Raw genomic sequence first — 16,233 nt, forward strand, 5'->3', positions numbered from 1 at the left:
GAAATCACTTGCGAGTCTATCACAAAAGCCGCTGATTTAACGTCGAGAGCGGGCGCCTTTTCTGTCGCGATGATGTTGCCGGCTTCCTTTTTGGCACATCGAGGCCGCTAGTGCGGGTTTCAGCACGTTGTTCCTCTCAGCCCTATGACCCAAAATCAGGCCCATTCTTCATTTTTTGTATTGATAATTGACATCCAAAACGTTTTGGAAAACTATACCGCACACTTCTGGGAGGGGGCATGTCCAATCTGAAACAACTTGCGCAATCGCTTGGCCTATCCATCACAACGGTATCGCGGGCGCTTGACGGTTATTCTGACGTCTCGGCCAAGACAAAGGCGCGTGTGCTCGAAGCTGTGGCCAAGACGGGATATCAGCCGAATGCTTCAGCGCGGCGTCTGCGGCGGCAACGCGCTGAACTTGTCGCAGTCACGCTTCCAACTGCCCCCGGTCATATCGGACCACCGCATTTCCTCGATATCCTTTCCGCGTGCGCGGAGCATCTGGCCATTTCAGGCCTCAACCTTGTCATTGCACCTGTCCCGCGCGGGCAGAGTGAACTCGAAATGTGTCGGCGCTTCGTCGACGGACAGCGGGTCGATGCCATGCTGCTTGTACGTACCAGGCGCCATGACGAGCGCGTGGAATTGCTTCAGTCACGGGGTGTCCCGTTTGTTACGCACGGCCGGACGGAATCGGCGAAACCGCATGCGTTTCTTGACGGTGACGGCTTCTCGGGCTTTCGGGATGCCACACTGCGTTTCATTGCCGATGGCCATACGCATATCGGGCATGTGGCGGGGCCACAGGAATTTTCCTTCGCCCATCACCGGCGTTTGGGGTGGGAGGATGCCCTTCGCCAGGCCGGGCTTGCATCGGAACTCATGGCTGAAGGCGAACCCACCGAGCATGGCGGATATGCCGCTGCGAAGGCGCTGATGAGCGGTCCTGTCAAACCCACAGCCATTCTTTGCGCAACCGATGAAATGGCGGTCGGCGCATTGCGGGCATTGCGTGAAGTTGCGGGCGGCAACACCGTTTGTATTACTGGACATGACGACTTGCCTATGAGTGCGTTTACGGATCCGCCACTTTCGACCATGCGCGTGACCGGCGAAGACATTGGCGTTCGCATCGCTTCTCTGCTGTTGCGTGCCATCGATGGCGAGGCGCCGGAATCCCTCCAGGAAATACACCCCGTCGAATTCATACCGCGTGTCAGTCATTGCCGGTCGCAACGGCTGGCCGACAATGACGCAGGCATTCACGAATAATAATGGAGGAGAAGCAATGAAACGATCCCTGCTCATCGGGCTGCTCGCGGCCTCTGGCTTTTTGACTGCTACCGTCGCCAAGGCCGAAACAGTTTTCCTATCGACCCAGCTGCGTCCCATTGAAGAGGCAACGGCCGTGCGCAATGTGATCCTGAAGGGTCTGGCCGCCCCCGTGGAGTATGTCGTTGAAGAACCGCCACAATTTGCCGTGCGCATGGAAGCCGAGCGCCAGGCGGGAAAACATACAATCAGTCTTGTCGGCGCACTTCATGGCGAGTTGTCCCCCATTGCATCCAAGGACGGCTTTGTGCCGCTTGACGATCTGGCTAAGCAACTTGCCGACAAGGGCATGCCAAAGGCACTTCTCGATCTTGGAAAACTCGGCAAGGACAAACAGCAATATATCCCGTGGATGCAGGCAACCTATGTGATGGCGGCCAACAAACAGGCACTCCAGTATTTGCCTGCGGGGGCTGACATCAACAAACTGACCTATGATCAGCTCATTGAATGGGGTCAGAAGATGCAAACCGAGACCGGACAACCGCGTATCGGCTTTCCCGCTGGACCCAAAGGTCTGATGGCGCGCTATTTCCAAGGATATTTCTATCCGTCCTTTACGGGCGGTGTTGTTCGCCCATTCAAATCCGCGGATGCGGCCAAGGGGTGGGAAAGCTTCAAAAAGCTCTGGGCCGTCGTCAATCCAAATTCCACCAACTACAATTTTATGCAGGAGCCCTTGCTTGCCGATGAAGTATGGGTTGCCTGGGATCACATCGCCCGGCTGAAAGAAGCCGTCGCATCACAGCCGGACCAGTATGTGATCTTCCCTGCTCCGGCTGGCCCGAAGGGGCGCGGCTACATGCCGGTCGTGGCTGGCTTGGCAATCCCGCAAGGGGCACCTGATGAAACGGGAGCCAAAGGCGTCATCGAACATTTGGTCAAACCGGAAACGCAAATTCTCACGGCAAGGAATGTTGGCTTCTTTCCAACGGTCGACGCAAAACTTCCGGCGGATATCGAACCAGGCATTGCCATGCTGGCCGCCGGCGTGCAGGCAACGCAGCAGGCACCTGATGCTGTCATTTCACTGTTGCCGGTGGGTCTTGGGGATCGCGGCGGCGAGTTCAACAAAGTCTATATGGATGCATTCCAGCGGATCGTCATTCGCGGGGAACCGGTAACCGATGTCTTGAGCCAGCAAGCCGCGAGCCTGAGCAAACTGATCGGCGATACGGGCGCCCCTTGCTGGGCACCGGATGCACCAAGCCAAGGTTCCTGTCCCGTCGAATAATATCATTGGACGTGCACACTCCCCGAGAAATTGATCATGCAGAACGACAAGTCCTGGATTCCCTATGCGCTGATCGCGCCCTGCGTGATCTTTCTCGCGCTGCTCTTTCTTTTGCCGCTGGTCCAGACAATCTGGCTCGCGATTTCCGAAGGCGGCATGCCCTCCCTCGCCAATCTGCAAACCATGGCGGGGGATTTGAACTTTCGCTCGGCCATCCGCAACACGTTCCTGCTGACACTTGCGGTTGTACCGATCCAGATCATGATTGCCCTGGCAATGGGTTCCATGGTCGCCAAAGTTGGCGCCGGCCGCGAAACCATTCTCTGGATATGGACAATTCCACTTGGCATTTCCGATCTCGCGGCGGGCCTCGTCTGGTTGTCGATCCTGCAGAACAGTGGCTATCTGAACAGCATGTTGTTCACTCTTGGTCTCATGGAGAGGCCGGCCAACTGGCTGTCCTATCAGACGCCGATAGCCTTGTTTTTTGCTATTGCTGTCGCTGAAATCTGGCGTGGCACCGCCATTGTCATGGTCATCATTGTGGCAGGTCTCAATCAGGTGCCAAAGGAATTTGGCGAAGCGGCGGAAGTCTTCGGCGCAGGCCGCTGGACGCGGTTTTTCCGCATCACATTGCCCTTGATCAAACCGGCTCTCCAATCCGCATTGATCCTCAGAACAGTTCTCGCCTTCGAGGTTTTCGCCGTGGTCTATGCATTGGGTGGAAGCAACATGCCTGTGCTTGTTGGCGAAGCCTACACCTGGCAAAACCAGAACCAGAATTATGGCGTAGCCGCAGCCTATGCGGTGCTGATCATGATCATCTCGCTGGCTGCCACGTTTGTGTATCTCAAAGCCGTCAGGGTTGATCCGGAGCGCCTGCCATGAGCACCAGCTCCCAACCGTCAAGCTTTGGTTCGGCCCGGTCTGTTCTTCTTTGGAGCGGCATCGCGGTGCTTTGTGCCTGGGTTCTCGTCCCGATCTATCTGGTAGCACTTGGTGCCTTTGGCGGGCGAGGCGGGGTCTATCAATGGCCGAAAACCGTTTTCCCGGCCGGTGTTTCTTTCGAGCCGTTTCTACTCTTTTTGAAAACCGAAGGCGTGGCCGGCGCTTTCATGAACTCGCTTGGCGCAGCCGCGGTCACCGTTGTCCTGTCCGTTCTGATCGGCGCGCCTGCCGGTTATGCGCTCGCCCGCTACAACTTCAAGGGCAAGGAGAGCTTTCGTCTGCTCGTGCTTCTGACCCGGGCTTTTCCACTCGCCATCCTAGCCCTGCCGTTGACCGTGTCCTTCATTCGGATCGGCCTTTACGACACCATCATCGGTGTCGGGCTGGTGCACACGGTTTTGGCTCTGCCCTTTGCCGCTCTCGTCACGCAGGGCATTTTCATGGGTGTACCACGGGAACTCGAAGAGGCTGCATGGGTGTTCGGTTGTTCGCGTCCCCAGGCCTTTTTCCGTATTGTCGCACCGCTGGCGCTGCCGGGACTTGCCGCAACGGCGGTCTTTGCCTTCGTCATTTCCTGGAACGAGGTCTTTGCCGCCTCCGTTTTGACAGTCCGGCACCGTACACTGACGGCCTATCTTCTGACTGTTCTCGCTGAAAGTCCGCTGCACTACCGCTTTGCCGGTGGCCTGCTGCTTATCCTTCCCTCCGTCATCTTCATATTCGCGGTCCGGCGCTACCTGTTCGCAATATGGGGTATTTCCAGCAAATAAGGGAGCGACCATCGTGGCCAATATCGTCATTGATCGCATTAAAAAGACCTTTGGTACATTCGAGGCATTGAAGGAAATATCGCTCGAAATACGCGACGGCGAGTTTGTTTCTCTGTTGGGACCGTCGGGTTGCGGCAAAACAACATTGCTGAGGATCATTGCCGGGCTCGAAACCGAAACATCCGGCAAACTTTTGATTGGCGGCACTCCCATCACTGGTTTGGCACCGAAGGATCGTGGTCTGGCTATGGTTTTCCAGAACTATGCGGTCTTCCCCCATATGACGGTGTTCGAGAATGTGGCCTTCGGTCTGCGCATGCAAAGGGCCGATGAACAGCGGGTGAAAAGACAGGTCGGCAAGGCTGCAGCGCTCCTGCATATCGAACCCTACCTTGATCGCTATCCGAACAAGCTTTCCGGCGGCCAGCGCCAGCGCGTCGCTGTTGCTCGGGCGCTGGCAGTCGAGCCGAAAGTGCTGTTGATGGATGAGCCGCTTTCAAACCTCGATGCTCTGCTTCGCCTTGAAATGCGCACGGAATTGAAAGCCGTTCTGCAGGCGTCGGGAACGACGACCATCTATGTGACCCACGACCAGACCGAGGCCATGGGCCTCTCCGATCGTATCGCCGTCATGTATAATGGCCGCATCGAGCAGGTCGGCGCGCCTGTCGATATTTACAGCCACCCGGCGAGCCGCTTCGTCGGCGGTTTCATGGGCAGCCCACCGATGAATTTTATCCGGCTGCCAGTCACGAATGGCACTGTAAAGCTCGGCAATACCAGCCATGCAGTGCCCGCTCATTCAGGCAGCGACATTGTGCTTGGTCTTCGCGGCGAAAATGTTTCGATCGCTCCGCTTGCTGAAGGTTTGCGCCTCGACGTGCGCGTGGCTGAACCAATGGGCTCGCATCTGCTCTTGACGGGTACCGTCGCGGAACAGCCCGTACGCGTGATCCTGCCGCCGAGCGAAACAGTCAGGGCCGGTGACGCGATTGGCCTCAAGCTCGATGCAGACCGTTTGACATGGCTTTCGCCTGAAACCGGTCTTTCCCTCAATCACCCCATTGCATAACTCCACCTTTGAACGGGAAGCCATGACTGATTATCTTGAAGACGCGCGCCAAATTCTGGCCGCCAATGATCGTGGCGGTTACACAGTGCCGACCGATCGGCTCTATCCATTCCAGTGGAACTGGGATTCCGCATTCGTCGCAATGGGTTTTGCGACCTATGATGTTCCGCGCGCCTATCGTGAACTTGAGCGGTTGATCGAGGGCCAATGGGCCGATGGAATGATCCCGCATATCGTTTTCCACGCGCCAAGTGACACATATTTTCCGGGTCCGAATGTCTGGCGCACACGCCACGCCATTGCCACTTCAGGCATTACCCAGCCTCCTGTCTTCGGAATGGCGCTGAAAAAAGTCCATGATGCTGCAAAACGTCAGGGACGAACGGGCACCGGGGAACGCAGCCGGTTCCTCTATGATGCGGCGTTGCGCTGGCACCGCTGGTGGTATCAAGCCCGCGATCCTGAGAGCACGGGACTGGTCGCGCTGCTGCACCCATGGGAAAGTGGCAGCGACAATTCACCAGCCTGGGATACTGCGCTGGCTCGCGTTCCCACAACGACGAAAACCGAAGTCATTCGCAAGGATACCGGCCATGTGGATGCTGCCATGCGGCCGCATGACGAGGATTATCGCCGCTTTATTCATCTGGTCGATACCTACGCCGCGTGCGGATGGAATCCCGCGGAGCAATGGGCAGCCGCTCCCTTCAAAGTCGCAGAAATCCAGACGACGGCCATTCTTCTGGCATCCGGCGAAGCACTGCTCGAACTCGCCCGCGAATTTGGCCAGGAGGCCGACGCGGAGGAGCTTGAGACAGTCAATGCTCGATCCCGCAAGGCGCTGCTGGCGCAATGGCGGCCGGAACTGCGGCGCTTCGTTTCGCGCGATCTGATTTCAGGCACTGATATTGAAGCGCCGACGCAGGCCTGTTTCTGTCCGCTCCTGGCGCTTGATCTGGAACAGACCATGCTGGAAGCAGTAATCGCTGAAATGAACGCTTGGTCTGATGGACTGAAAGTGTTGTTCCCATCGACACAACCATCTTATTCCGGTTTCGAGGCAAAGCGCTATTGGCGCGGTCCGGTCTGGGCGGTCATCAACTGGCTGCTGATTGATGGTCTGCAACGCAACGGCAAAGATACAATGGCCGAGAAATTGCGCCTTTCCACGGCGAGAGCCATCGAAGCAAATGGCTTTGCCGAGTATTTCGACCCCTTGACCGGTGAAGGTTGTGGCGGATTGGGTTTCTCCTGGACCGCTGCAGCCTATATCGAGCTTCTGCGATTGGAGGTAGATGGCTTAGTGAGGCGCGAGCGACCGGAGCTTACAAGCCCATCGTAGTCATGCGCTTGGCGAGGCACCGTGCAGCGAAACGCGCCAACTTGGCTGTCCCCTTGCGTTGAGAACCGCCGAAATCCTGATTGTCGGGACAATTCTCACAGGCAGATGCAACGTGAACTTGCCCGAAAAAGACTACGGCCAAATAGCTATCCCTACGCCCGGATGGCTGTAGATGAATTGCAGGCTCTTCTTTTTGTTCATCTGACTGCACAATAGAGGTTGGTCGAACCATGCGTTCCGCAGAGCTTCGCGAGGCGGGTGGTTGCAACTGGGGTGGAGTAACGACGATGGCGGATAATCGTCCCATAGCGGAAGGGGTGTTCAACACGAGCACCAGCCAGAATGCGATTCCGGGTTCCGCCTCGGGGCACTTGGCGCTCGTCCCAACGTGGCTTCCCCTGGAGGTTATGCCGAGCAGTTCGGCCGGTAGCGGCGGCGATGGCATCGCGATTGGCGTCATAAGCAGCACTCCCATGGCAATCTTCGCGCCTTCAAATGCGGCAATCGCAGGTCCGCACGCCGTGGTTGAGGCACAGCAGGGCAACAATTCCTTGATGTATCAGCACTCCACCGAAATGGCTGGCATGGGCGGGAACGGGGGTAGCGGCAACGCTGCACTCAGCGGCGGCGGTGGGGACACTCTCCATCATGCCGGCAGTGGCGGCAACGGGATTTTCTACGGCGGTATGGTAAGTTCGGATGTCGGAAGCTTTGTCCCGGTCAATGTTGCCGTAGCCGGGGGGCCGGGTTCACACGCGATTGCCGATCAATCGAACAATTCGGCCATGTTGCAGGGTACCACCCAGATTGGCGGGATCGGCGGCTCGGGCGGCGATCACAATGCAACGATCCATGATTCCCCGGGCGGGTCTGGAACTGCGCTCACCTATAGCGGCGATCTGTATGCGGGGCATGGCGGCAACGGCTATTTCATCGGTAGCATGATCGATCTGAACGTAGCCATTTTCTCGCCGATCAATATTGCGGTCGGTGCGGCAGGCGGCTCGGCTGAGGCCCATCAGACCAACAACGCAATCTTCGATCAGGGCGCCGTTCAGATCGCGGGCATTGGAGGCAATGGCGGCGGTTTCAATCTGAGTTCCGATACGATTTTCACCGGCAACCATTCATCGGGAAGTGGCGGGTCGGGCTTTTCGAACGGCAGCATGGTGGATGTGAACATAGGATATTTCCATCCGATCAACATCGCTGTACCCGCCGGCGGCACGGCCGATGCGCAACAACTTGATCACGTTCTTTACGATCAGCATGCGTTGCAAATGGCAGGCATCGGTGGTCATGGCGGCGACATCTCGCATGCCCATTCAGCGCTGGTAGACGACATTCTCTCGTTCATTCATGTGTGAGCACATGATCCACCGGATATGGCTGCGGATCTGCGTGCCCCCTCGCAAGCCAACCTCCACCCATTTCCCTCTCGAATGCAATGAAATGCCAGCAGTGCCGGCATTGCCTGAACGGGGCGCGCACTAGCACGCGGCTATAGCCGGTCGGGTGTTTTGGCGATTCGCCCCCTAATGCAGCCGCACCCTCCCCAAAAGAACGTCTCCGAATATCTAGCTAGCTCGCAATGTAAATGGCGAGCACTGTTCTCGGGCGATTATCTTGCTTGGCGATGACATCGCTGGGCACCAGGACGTGGGAGAAACACAGACTGTAAAGGGAGTAAAGTTATGCCTGTTCCACAATTATCTGACACGATCCAGCTCAATCATTCCAACGCAGGCGACGCAAGTGCCGGTAACGGCGGCGACGGCTATAGCTACGGAGACATCAATTACAATCCCAGTGCGTATGTCGCCAATTCACAGACGGTATATGGCGCAGATACGGATCTGCACAATGGCGATCACGTTTGGCAAACTGCAGATTGGGGCGCGGGGCCTGGTGGCCACGGTGGCTCAGCTGAAGCTGAGAACGGAACCCTTTCCTCCATCACGAACAATGGCGCTGGCGGCGCTGGCGGCGCTTCCACCTCGAACGGGAGCGAGACAAACGGCAGTGGTGGTGACATAGCCGCAGTTTCTGCAGCAACGACTGCTACCCAGAACACTCAATTCTTCGCAGATCAGCATGCCACTATTCTCGCCGGCGTCGGCGGCAATGGCGGTAATGGCAATATTGCACGCGGTGGCGATATCTCGGCTGCAGTGGTTCACACCGATCCCACAACGACGACTCAGTCCGTATCAAATACTCTCGATCATTTCGACCATAGTCACGTCGATCTTGATCTGAGCCATTTGATCTGACGCTTCCGGCCCGTGAGGATCGCCGGGTTCAAACCGACGATCCTCATCGACGGCCAGGTGTTTGCCTTGTCAGTACCGCGAAAACCGAGATCTGATAATGACAACGAATATCATACAATCCGAGCGCCAACCGACGCATCTGGTCGTGGCCCTTCGCGCCTGCGCAGGAGCCTTTGGTTTGGTTTTCATTTACAGTTGCGGTTACAATATCTTTCTACTCGCACCGTCGATCTATCTCCTCCAGATTTATGACCGCGTCCTGTCGAGCCGGAGCACCGACACGCTGCTGATGTTGACCCTTGTCATCGCTGTCGCGGTTGTTGTTGGATCGGTACTCGATATCGTGCGCCGTGCTGCGCTTACCCGTATCGGCAGTTGGCTCGATCATCGACTGCGGCCAGTTGTCCTTACCGCCGCATTCGAATATGCAGCCAGGGTCAATACGAATGTTGCCGCCGATTGCTATCGGGATCTTGCTTCGCTGCGCCAATTTCTCGATTCCCCGGCGAGCGCGCTGCTTTTTGACATCCCCTGGGCGCCCGTCTTCCTGCTTCTGCTTTTTCTCGTTCACCCGCTGCTTGGAGCAATTGGCCTCTTAAGCGCACTTGCGCTGCTGTTTCTTGCCCTTCTAACCGAGCTCGCCACGCATGAACCGCTGACCCACGCAAGCGCGGCACTGGCGCGGAGCTACTCCCGGTTCGGAATGGCGCTAAAATACATCCAGGTGGTCCGGGCAATGGGCATGCAGGACGGCGCCGCGCAGGTTGTCTACCGCGATGCGGAGTTTGCGAGAATAGCGCAGGACAACGCAATGCACCGGACCGAGATCATTCTTGGATTCTCGAAATCCATCCGCACCCTGACGCAAATTCTGGTGATGGGCGCCGCCACGTGGCTGGTGCTAGCGGAGAGCAGCAGCCCTGGCATTATTTTCGTTGCCAGCCTGTTGCTGGGCCGTGGGCTTACACCGATCGAGGGTGCGATCGGCGCTTGGCGTTCCTTTGCTTATGCGCGTAACGCTTTCAACCGTCTCAACAGAATGTTGGTTGCTGTCGCATCGGATGCCGGCTCGCGCATGGTGCCGGTGCCTGAATCCAGCAGCCTCGTGCTTCAGAACGTGAGCTTCGCGGTGCCGTATGCCGACCGGCACATATTGAATGATGTTTCATTGCGCCTCGCACCCGGCGATTGTGTGGCGCTCATCGGCTCATCGGGATCCGGCAAATCGACGCTTGGGCGGATCATGGCCGGCGTTCTGCAGCCAACGAGTGGAAGCGCTCTGCTTGGCGGCGTGGATATATCAGCGCTGCGTCTTTGCGGCGGTACACGCCATATCGGATACCTGCCGCAGGACATCGAATTGTTTGGCGGCGCGATCAAGGAAGTAATCGGCCGGCTTGATGGCGCGGATTCCGCCAAGGCAATCGAAGCGGCCAAGCTTGTCGGCCTGCATGAAGCCATCATGCGCTTGCCGCAGGGCTATGAGACCGACATCGGCGAGGGCGGCAGCTTGCTCCTGCGCGCACAACGACAGCAGCTCGGACTGGCGAGGGCGGCTTACGGCAATCCAGCCCTCGTTGTGCTTGACGATCCAAACTCAAGCCTGGACTATGATGGCGAGCGTGTCCTGTTCAATGCGATCCAACGCATGCGAGCCAAGCGGATGACGGTCGTCATTATCACGCACCGGTTGGGTGTTCTTCCAGTCACCAACAAAATTGCGATCATGCGAAACGGCACCATCGATGCTTTCGGAGACAGTGACGAAATTTACGACACGTACCTTCAGCCACCAGCGCGAACGGGGACATAGGAGGCAGCGAAATGGCCCTCGTTCAGTTCGATATACCGCTCAAGTTTTCAGGTGTGCTCAACACATTGCGCCATGCCATCGTCAAGTCGGATCAAAACAAGAAGCACTTCGTCTATGTGCCAATCGCGGGACCAACCAGCGGGGCGCTGGCACCTGCTTCCCCGATGCCGAGGCTTCGAAATGTTGCCTTGTTAGGCAACCTGCTGATCGGTGTCTTCATTATTGGGCTTGGCACCTGGTCGATCTTTGCGCCACTCAAAAGCGCGGCCATCGCTGCAGGTGTTGTCGAGCCTGAAACGAGCCGCAAGGTTATCCAGCATCTGGAAGGCGGTATCGTGCGGCAAATCCTCGTCAAGAACGGCGACGCTGTGAAAGCTGGCCAGGTTCTCTTCCAGCTTGACGACACGAAATCACGCTCGGAGCGCGACAGTCTCCAGGGACAGCTCTGGGATGCCAAGGCAAGTCACGCGCGCCTCAGTGCAGAACAGAAGGGCAGTGACCGCGTTATGTACGGTGCGGATCTCGAAATCCTCAGAGTGACCAATCCGGCAATCAACGGCATTCTCGACGGTCAAGATCACATCTTCGAGACGCGCCGTCTGGTGATGAAATCCGAGATCGCCATCACGCAGAAGAAAATGGATCAGGTGCAGGAGGAAATTTCTGGTCTGATGGCGCAAAAAGCGGCGCTGACGCAGAGGGTGGAAATCGCGCGGCAAGAGCTTGATGCCGTCTCCCCGTTGGCGGCCAAGGGGCTTGAACGAAAGACCAGGCTCCTTGTTCTGGGACGGGAAATAGCGGATCTCGATGGCCAGCTCGGCGAAGTTATCGCCCAGATATCACGCGCATACCAGGTCATCAGTGAAAGCCAGGCCTATCTTGTGAAAATCGAAAGTGACCGGCTAAACGAAGTCGCTCAAGGCATTCGCGATACTGAAAGTCAGATATTGCAACTGAGCGAAAGATTGCGGGCAATCGACGATCAACTCACGCGGACCGCAATCAGAGCGCCCGAGGATGGGGTGGTCATTGACCTGCGCATCCATACCGCCGGCGGTATTATTGGCGCTGGCGAGCCGCTCGTCGATCTCGTGCCGCGCAACGGCAGTCTTGTTGTGTCCGCACATGTGCGGCCAGAAGATATCAACCGCGTGCATTCTGGACTCGAAGCGCAGATTCATCTGCTTCCCTACAATCAACGTCGCGTACCATTGCTGAAAGGTGTGGTCGAATACGTCTCCGCCGATCGTCTCGTCGATAAGCAAAGCGGCCAAGCTTACTACGCGGCGACAATTCGCGTGACCGACGAACGGCTGGCGAAGATGCGCGATGTTGCGCTGATTCCGGGCATGCCTGCGCAGGCGCTGATCGAAACCGGGGAGAGCAGTGTGGCGTTTTACGCGGTCAGGCCGCTCCTAGACAGCTTCACCCGCGCGTTTCGCGAGGATTGACCGACAGTAAGCGGAGCGATCCGGATGGTGTTGCGCGAAGGGATTGGTGGCTCTTCTTGCAAGGGGCGTCGTCGGGCATGTTCCGGACTATTGACTGCGCTTGAGGATTCCGGAGAAGGCATCACTCAAAATAGTCCGGGAGCTACTGCGCGGGAATGTCTGACGTTACCCTTTGACCGAGCCGTGCGACCACTTCGGTTCTGTTCTGCACCTGCAATTTTCGCATGATGTGCTGCAAATGCATTTTCACTGTATGATCCGAAAGATTTAGTTTGCACGCAATGACTTTGTTGGGATGTCCGCATTGTAGTTCGGCAAGAACATCCGCTTCGCGCGGGGTAAAATCCGCAATCGACATATAGTGTGCGTTGTTTTCGATTATTCTGCGCGGCTTGTCCGGGGACTTGTTGCGCATCGCCGACGCGTTCGCGTGTGCGACAAACGGGTGCGGATAGAAAACACCACCGGCAAGGATGAGCCGCATACCCGCAAGGGCGACGTCGATCGGAACTGAGGTTGTGAAGTAGCCGCGAATGCCCATCTCAAGTGCTTGAGAGGCGACCAACGTATCATCCATGTTGGAGAGAAGGGCGATCGAAGCCTCAGGAAACATGTCTCTAATTACATCAAGATCGTAGCAGAGACTTGCGCTGTCGAGAGTTCTTCCAGCCATGTCCAGTGCGATGAGATGCACATCCATCCCGAGAGCACTATCGAGAGTCTTGACAGAGACCATGTCGATGAAGTCCCAGCCCGCAAGTTCATCCTGGAGGAGCCGGATGATCGTTGTGCGCACGAGTGTATGTTGTTCTATAACGATTACCGTCGGCGTATTGTGTGCCTTGCGGCGTTTTGTATCTTGACCGATGGACACGTGTTGCTCCCTATTTGGATGTATTCCAATCCATTTTAGCAGCGCATACTATTCCCGTTCTTCCTTCATGTCATGACTATAGGGGGATTAGCTCCCACTCTACATCGATATACATCAATTGGTCTATATACGCTTTCCGTCCAACTCCCAGTATTCGGAGAACTTCGCTGAATACCGTCACCTCCATCCGAGCGCGGGCGCAACGTGCGTCAGGATTGCCTCGAGCACATGTACATTGTAATCGACGCCCAGCTGGTTTGGCACCGTTAACAGCAAAGTATCCGCCTCCACGATGGCCTCATCCTGCGCAAGCTGTTTCACAAGCGCTTCGGGCTCGGCTGCATAGCTGCGGCCGAAAATGGCTCTGGTGTTTTCATCAATGTAACCAAGCGAGTCTCCTTCCTTGCTGCCATTTCCGAAATAGGCGCGATCGCGGTCATTCATCAATGCAAAGATGCTTCGGCTGACGGAAACACGCGGTGTCCAATTGTGGCCCGCTTCCTTCCAGGCGTTGCGATAAGCACGTATTTGCGCCGCTTGCTGAATATGGAATGGCTCTCCGGACTCATCATTCTTAAGGGTGGAGCTTTGGAGATTCATTCCTAGCTTGGCCGCCCAGACCGCCGTCGAATTCGAACCGGCGCCCCACCAGACACGCTTTCGCAGGCCTTCGGAATGCGGTTCGAGGCGCAGCATACCGGGCGGATTCGGAAACATTGGTCGCGGATTTGGTTCAGCAAACCCCTCACCCCCGAGCAGGCTCAGAAAAACCTCGGCGTGTTGACGCCCCATGTCAGCATCGGTGGCGCCATCGTTTGGCTGATAACCGAAATAACGCCAGCCGTCGATGACCTGTTCCGGGGAGCCCCGGCTCAGCCCAAGCTGCAGCCGGCCGTTCGAGATCAGGTCCGCCGCACCGGCATCTTCGGCCATATAGAACGGGTTCTCGTAGCGCATATCGATGACAGCGGTGCCGATTTCGATATTTTTGGTTTTCGCTCCAATTGCCGCCAATAGCGGGAAGGGGGAGGCCAATTGCCGGGCAAAGTGATGCACACGGAAATAGGCGCCATCCATGCCAAGCTCCTCGGCGGCGACAGATAAGTCGAGCGACTGAAGAAGAGCGTCTCCGGCTGAACGGGTTTGCGATTGGAGTGAAGGCGCCCAATGGCCGAACGAAAGAAAACCGATCTTCTTCATGATATCATCCCTGAAAAGGAGCAAACCCCGTCGCTCGCGGAGCGCTCAATATGGGGCCGGATACCAATGGTTGTAAGTGCGTTGAACACAGTGTTCGAAGAGTGGCACAAGAGGCGCGTGCATAGGTACAGTTTTCGCGCGGCAATGGATGGCAGACCACGCGGCAAGCAAGCTTGGTGTTCCGCTGTGTTACCCCATCGCTTTCGCGCGAACAGGCAATTTGGACATGATCACTTTCGCCGCGGGTTGCGGGACGTTTTTCTCCGCCAATTTTGACACGATCTCTTCCCGGATGGCGTCGGCATTCATTGTGGGGCCAATAATGACCCGCGAGATCAGCTGAGGAAACTCCAATCCAGTGATGTTCTCCGTTGGCCGATTTTTGAGTGGCAGTTTATAGATCGTTCTGTTGCTGACCTCGACAGCAGGGTTGTGTTTGATAAGCATGGGCGAAGGCCACAGAAGCGGGTTGGTCAAGACTCGCCATTCCCGCTCATCGCGAAGGCCAGGGTGTTTGGAACATACGGCCGCAAAAAGCAGCATCAAAAATATAATCTCGCGTAGCACGGGCCTGTTGGTCTGGGATATGAATTGCTGATTGTCCAATATGGACGCAGTGACGGTTTCAAACTCTCCAGCGAACTGCTGTCTTGTCCAGTACGCAACCGGGCTCGAATAGGCTTTCAGCGCCTGTGCTACCTGCATGAACGGCGACGTGTCGACGACGACCGCAACACCGGTTGCATCCCCTTCAAAGGCTCGCCACAACGACAGGCGTCCGGTGTTGTTCTCGTTGGGATCGTGTTCGGCTACAGACAAGACATAGGACTCGTTTCTCAAACCCGGCATCCAGTCCTGAAATTTCTTTACGCCTTCGTTCCAGACGCCCGGCGCACATCGATCAAGCGCGTCAGCGAGCGCAGCACTGCCTGAATGGTCGATCCAGTGCTGCAGTCTTTCCAAGCCGGTCTCGATGTCTTGCTGATCGTTCATATCCCGGGTGTTTCTGAACTCGATCTCTTCACTGTCAAGAATTTGGAGCAGATTTTTCGACGTGGTGTAATGGACGAACCGAGATTCCGGTTTGATTGCTGCACGGCTTTCAAAAGTGCTCGGCATGAAGATGCTGAGCATTTTGATAACGGCCGGATCCCAATTTTCCATAGATATTTCCCCTGGATTCGGCGCGAAACCGCCAACTCATCTGTACGTGTTTAGCGCGCATTCCTTTACGGGAGAAGGTATTTCAAAGCCAGGCTGGGCTCTAAATCGTGTATGGTCGAGCATCGCGAAACAGGAGTATTGGCGGCCATAACGCCATGTCAAAAGCCCGATCTTGCATTGTGTATTCCCTCAACCTTGAGACAAGTGCGATTTTTTTCAATGCGGATGTCGATTTGGCAAGAGCTGGATCGTTGTCTTGATAAGTGAGCCAGTTCAGCGGCAATGGTGCCCGCAGCTCGCCGAAGGAGGAATTGTCAAATGCGATTCATGTCAATCGTCACATCCGCCCACTCCCAACCTCCCACGCCGGAACTCATGGAGGCGATGAACAAGCTCGCCGACCGGGAGATCAAGGCTGGCCGCATGCTCGACATGGGCGGACTCACACCAGTCACCATGGGTGCGCAGGTGCGCATAGCAAACGGGCAGCTCAGCGTCATTGACGGCCCTTTTGTTGAAGCAAAAGAGGTCATCGGCGGCTATGCAATCATGGAGTTTGCCGACAAGGACGAGGCCGTAGCGTCGGCGGTCGAGTTCATGCAGCTGCACAAGGACTTCATGCCGGGATGGGAAGGCACGTGCGAGGTTCGTGCGTTCGCCGGCCCTTGAGACAAAAAAACCGCTCATCCGGTCGGTGGCCGTGACGGCCGCCGACATTCATCGGGTGCTCTCGCCATCTGGCGGCGCGGGTAACCCCG

The 16,233-nt window shown here is 56.6% G+C and carries 14 protein-coding genes; 11 read left to right on the forward strand and 3 right to left on the reverse strand.

Features of this window, described 5'->3' with window-relative positions:
• Nucleotides 1-239 precede the first annotated feature (239 nt).
• The 10 genes from ACZ5FP_RS18825 to ACZ5FP_RS18870 all read left to right on the forward strand — a co-directional run bounded on the left by ACZ5FP_RS18825 (nucleotide 240) and on the right by ACZ5FP_RS18870 (nucleotide 12,237).
• Nucleotides 240-1,274 (forward strand): LacI family DNA-binding transcriptional regulator, encoded by a 1,035-nt coding sequence (locus ACZ5FP_RS18825; RefSeq protein WP_464663559.1) that lies wholly within the window; start codon nucleotides 240-242, stop codon nucleotides 1,272-1,274.
• A gap of 16 nt (nucleotides 1,275-1,290) precedes the next feature.
• Nucleotides 1,291-2,568: an ABC transporter substrate-binding protein gene (locus tag ACZ5FP_RS18830; RefSeq protein WP_464663561.1), complete on the forward strand. Its 1,278-nt coding sequence runs from the start codon at nucleotides 1,291-1,293 to the stop codon at nucleotides 2,566-2,568.
• A 36-nt stretch (nucleotides 2,569-2,604) separates the two neighbouring features.
• A complete protein-coding gene (locus tag ACZ5FP_RS18835; RefSeq protein WP_464663563.1) occupies nucleotides 2,605-3,456 on the forward strand; it encodes a carbohydrate ABC transporter permease in 852 nt (283 codons plus the stop codon).
• Entirely contained in the window at nucleotides 3,453-4,286 is an 834-nt protein-coding gene (locus tag ACZ5FP_RS18840) for a carbohydrate ABC transporter permease (RefSeq protein WP_464663565.1), read from the forward strand. The genes ACZ5FP_RS18835 and ACZ5FP_RS18840 overlap by 4 nt, the downstream gene beginning before the upstream one ends.
• A gap of 13 nt (nucleotides 4,287-4,299) precedes the next feature.
• Nucleotides 4,300-5,358, forward strand: coding sequence for an ABC transporter ATP-binding protein (locus ACZ5FP_RS18845; RefSeq protein ID WP_464663567.1), 1,059 nt, complete (start codon nucleotides 4,300-4,302; stop codon nucleotides 5,356-5,358).
• A gap of 22 nt (nucleotides 5,359-5,380) precedes the next feature.
• Nucleotides 5,381-6,700: an MGH1-like glycoside hydrolase domain-containing protein gene (locus ACZ5FP_RS18850; protein WP_464663569.1), complete on the forward strand. Its 1,320-nt coding sequence runs from the start codon at nucleotides 5,381-5,383 to the stop codon at nucleotides 6,698-6,700.
• A gap of 287 nt (nucleotides 6,701-6,987) precedes the next feature.
• Nucleotides 6,988-8,067: a hypothetical protein gene (locus ACZ5FP_RS18855; protein ID WP_464663570.1), complete on the forward strand. Its 1,080-nt coding sequence runs from the start codon at nucleotides 6,988-6,990 to the stop codon at nucleotides 8,065-8,067.
• A gap of 327 nt (nucleotides 8,068-8,394) precedes the next feature.
• On the forward strand, nucleotides 8,395-8,973 hold the full coding sequence (locus tag ACZ5FP_RS18860; RefSeq protein WP_464663572.1) for a PE-PGRS family protein: 579 nt from the start codon (nucleotides 8,395-8,397) through the stop codon (nucleotides 8,971-8,973).
• Nucleotides 8,974-9,070: 97 nt separating this feature from the next.
• Entirely contained in the window at nucleotides 9,071-10,786 is a 1,716-nt protein-coding gene (locus ACZ5FP_RS18865; RefSeq protein ID WP_464663573.1) for a type I secretion system permease/ATPase, read from the forward strand.
• 11 nt (nucleotides 10,787-10,797) lie between these two features.
• Nucleotides 10,798-12,237: an HlyD family type I secretion periplasmic adaptor subunit gene (locus ACZ5FP_RS18870; RefSeq protein WP_464663575.1), complete on the forward strand. Its 1,440-nt coding sequence runs from the start codon at nucleotides 10,798-10,800 to the stop codon at nucleotides 12,235-12,237.
• A 142-nt stretch (nucleotides 12,238-12,379) separates the two neighbouring features.
• Here ACZ5FP_RS18870 and ACZ5FP_RS18875 read toward each other — a convergent pair whose 3' ends face one another.
• The 3 genes from ACZ5FP_RS18875 to ACZ5FP_RS18885 form a co-directional block, all read right to left on the reverse strand.
• Complete coding sequence (locus ACZ5FP_RS18875) at nucleotides 12,380-13,111, reverse strand: response regulator transcription factor (RefSeq protein ID WP_464663577.1); 732 nt, start codon at nucleotides 13,109-13,111, stop codon at nucleotides 12,380-12,382.
• A gap of 177 nt (nucleotides 13,112-13,288) precedes the next feature.
• The gene (locus ACZ5FP_RS18880) at nucleotides 13,289-14,311 is read right to left on the reverse strand and encodes an LLM class flavin-dependent oxidoreductase (protein ID WP_464663579.1); all 1,023 of its coding nucleotides are present in this window, start codon (nucleotides 14,309-14,311) and stop codon (nucleotides 13,289-13,291) included.
• A gap of 189 nt (nucleotides 14,312-14,500) precedes the next feature.
• Nucleotides 14,501-15,475, reverse strand: a complete 975-nt coding sequence (locus ACZ5FP_RS18885) for a DUF2971 domain-containing protein (protein WP_464663581.1) — start codon at nucleotides 15,473-15,475, stop codon at nucleotides 14,501-14,503.
• Between the two features lie 318 nt (nucleotides 15,476-15,793).
• Between ACZ5FP_RS18885 and ACZ5FP_RS18890 the strand changes: the two genes are divergently transcribed.
• Nucleotides 15,794-16,144, forward strand: a complete 351-nt coding sequence (locus ACZ5FP_RS18890; RefSeq protein ID WP_464663583.1) for a YciI family protein — start codon at nucleotides 15,794-15,796, stop codon at nucleotides 16,142-16,144.
• The last annotated feature ends 89 nt before the right edge of the window (nucleotides 16,145-16,233 follow it).

The organism is Phyllobacterium sp. T2-21 (assembly GCF_055378485.1).

Coding starts and splice junctions, on each gene's coding strand:
- ACZ5FP_RS18825 (WP_464663559.1), top strand. CDS start 240: ATGTCCAATCTGAAACAACTTGCGCAATCGCTTGGCCTATCCATCACA.
- ACZ5FP_RS18830 (WP_464663561.1), top strand. CDS start 1,291: ATGAAACGATCCCTGCTCATCGGGCTGCTCGCGGCCTCTGGCTTTTTG.
- ACZ5FP_RS18835 (WP_464663563.1), top strand. CDS start 2,605: ATGCAGAACGACAAGTCCTGGATTCCCTATGCGCTGATCGCGCCCTGC.
- ACZ5FP_RS18840 (WP_464663565.1), top strand. CDS start 3,453: ATGAGCACCAGCTCCCAACCGTCAAGCTTTGGTTCGGCCCGGTCTGTT.
- ACZ5FP_RS18850 (WP_464663569.1), top strand. CDS start 5,381: ATGACTGATTATCTTGAAGACGCGCGCCAAATTCTGGCCGCCAATGAT.
- ACZ5FP_RS18855 (WP_464663570.1), top strand. CDS start 6,988: ATGGCGGATAATCGTCCCATAGCGGAAGGGGTGTTCAACACGAGCACC.
- ACZ5FP_RS18860 (WP_464663572.1), top strand. CDS start 8,395: ATGCCTGTTCCACAATTATCTGACACGATCCAGCTCAATCATTCCAAC.
- ACZ5FP_RS18865 (WP_464663573.1), top strand. CDS start 9,071: ATGACAACGAATATCATACAATCCGAGCGCCAACCGACGCATCTGGTC.
- ACZ5FP_RS18870 (WP_464663575.1), top strand. CDS start 10,798: ATGGCCCTCGTTCAGTTCGATATACCGCTCAAGTTTTCAGGTGTGCTC.
- ACZ5FP_RS18880 (WP_464663579.1), bottom strand. CDS start 14,311: ATGAAGAAGATCGGTTTTCTTTCGTTCGGCCATTGGGCGCCTTCACTC.
- ACZ5FP_RS18885 (WP_464663581.1), bottom strand. CDS start 15,475: ATGGAAAATTGGGATCCGGCCGTTATCAAAATGCTCAGCATCTTCATG.
- ACZ5FP_RS18890 (WP_464663583.1), top strand. CDS start 15,794: ATGCGATTCATGTCAATCGTCACATCCGCCCACTCCCAACCTCCCACG.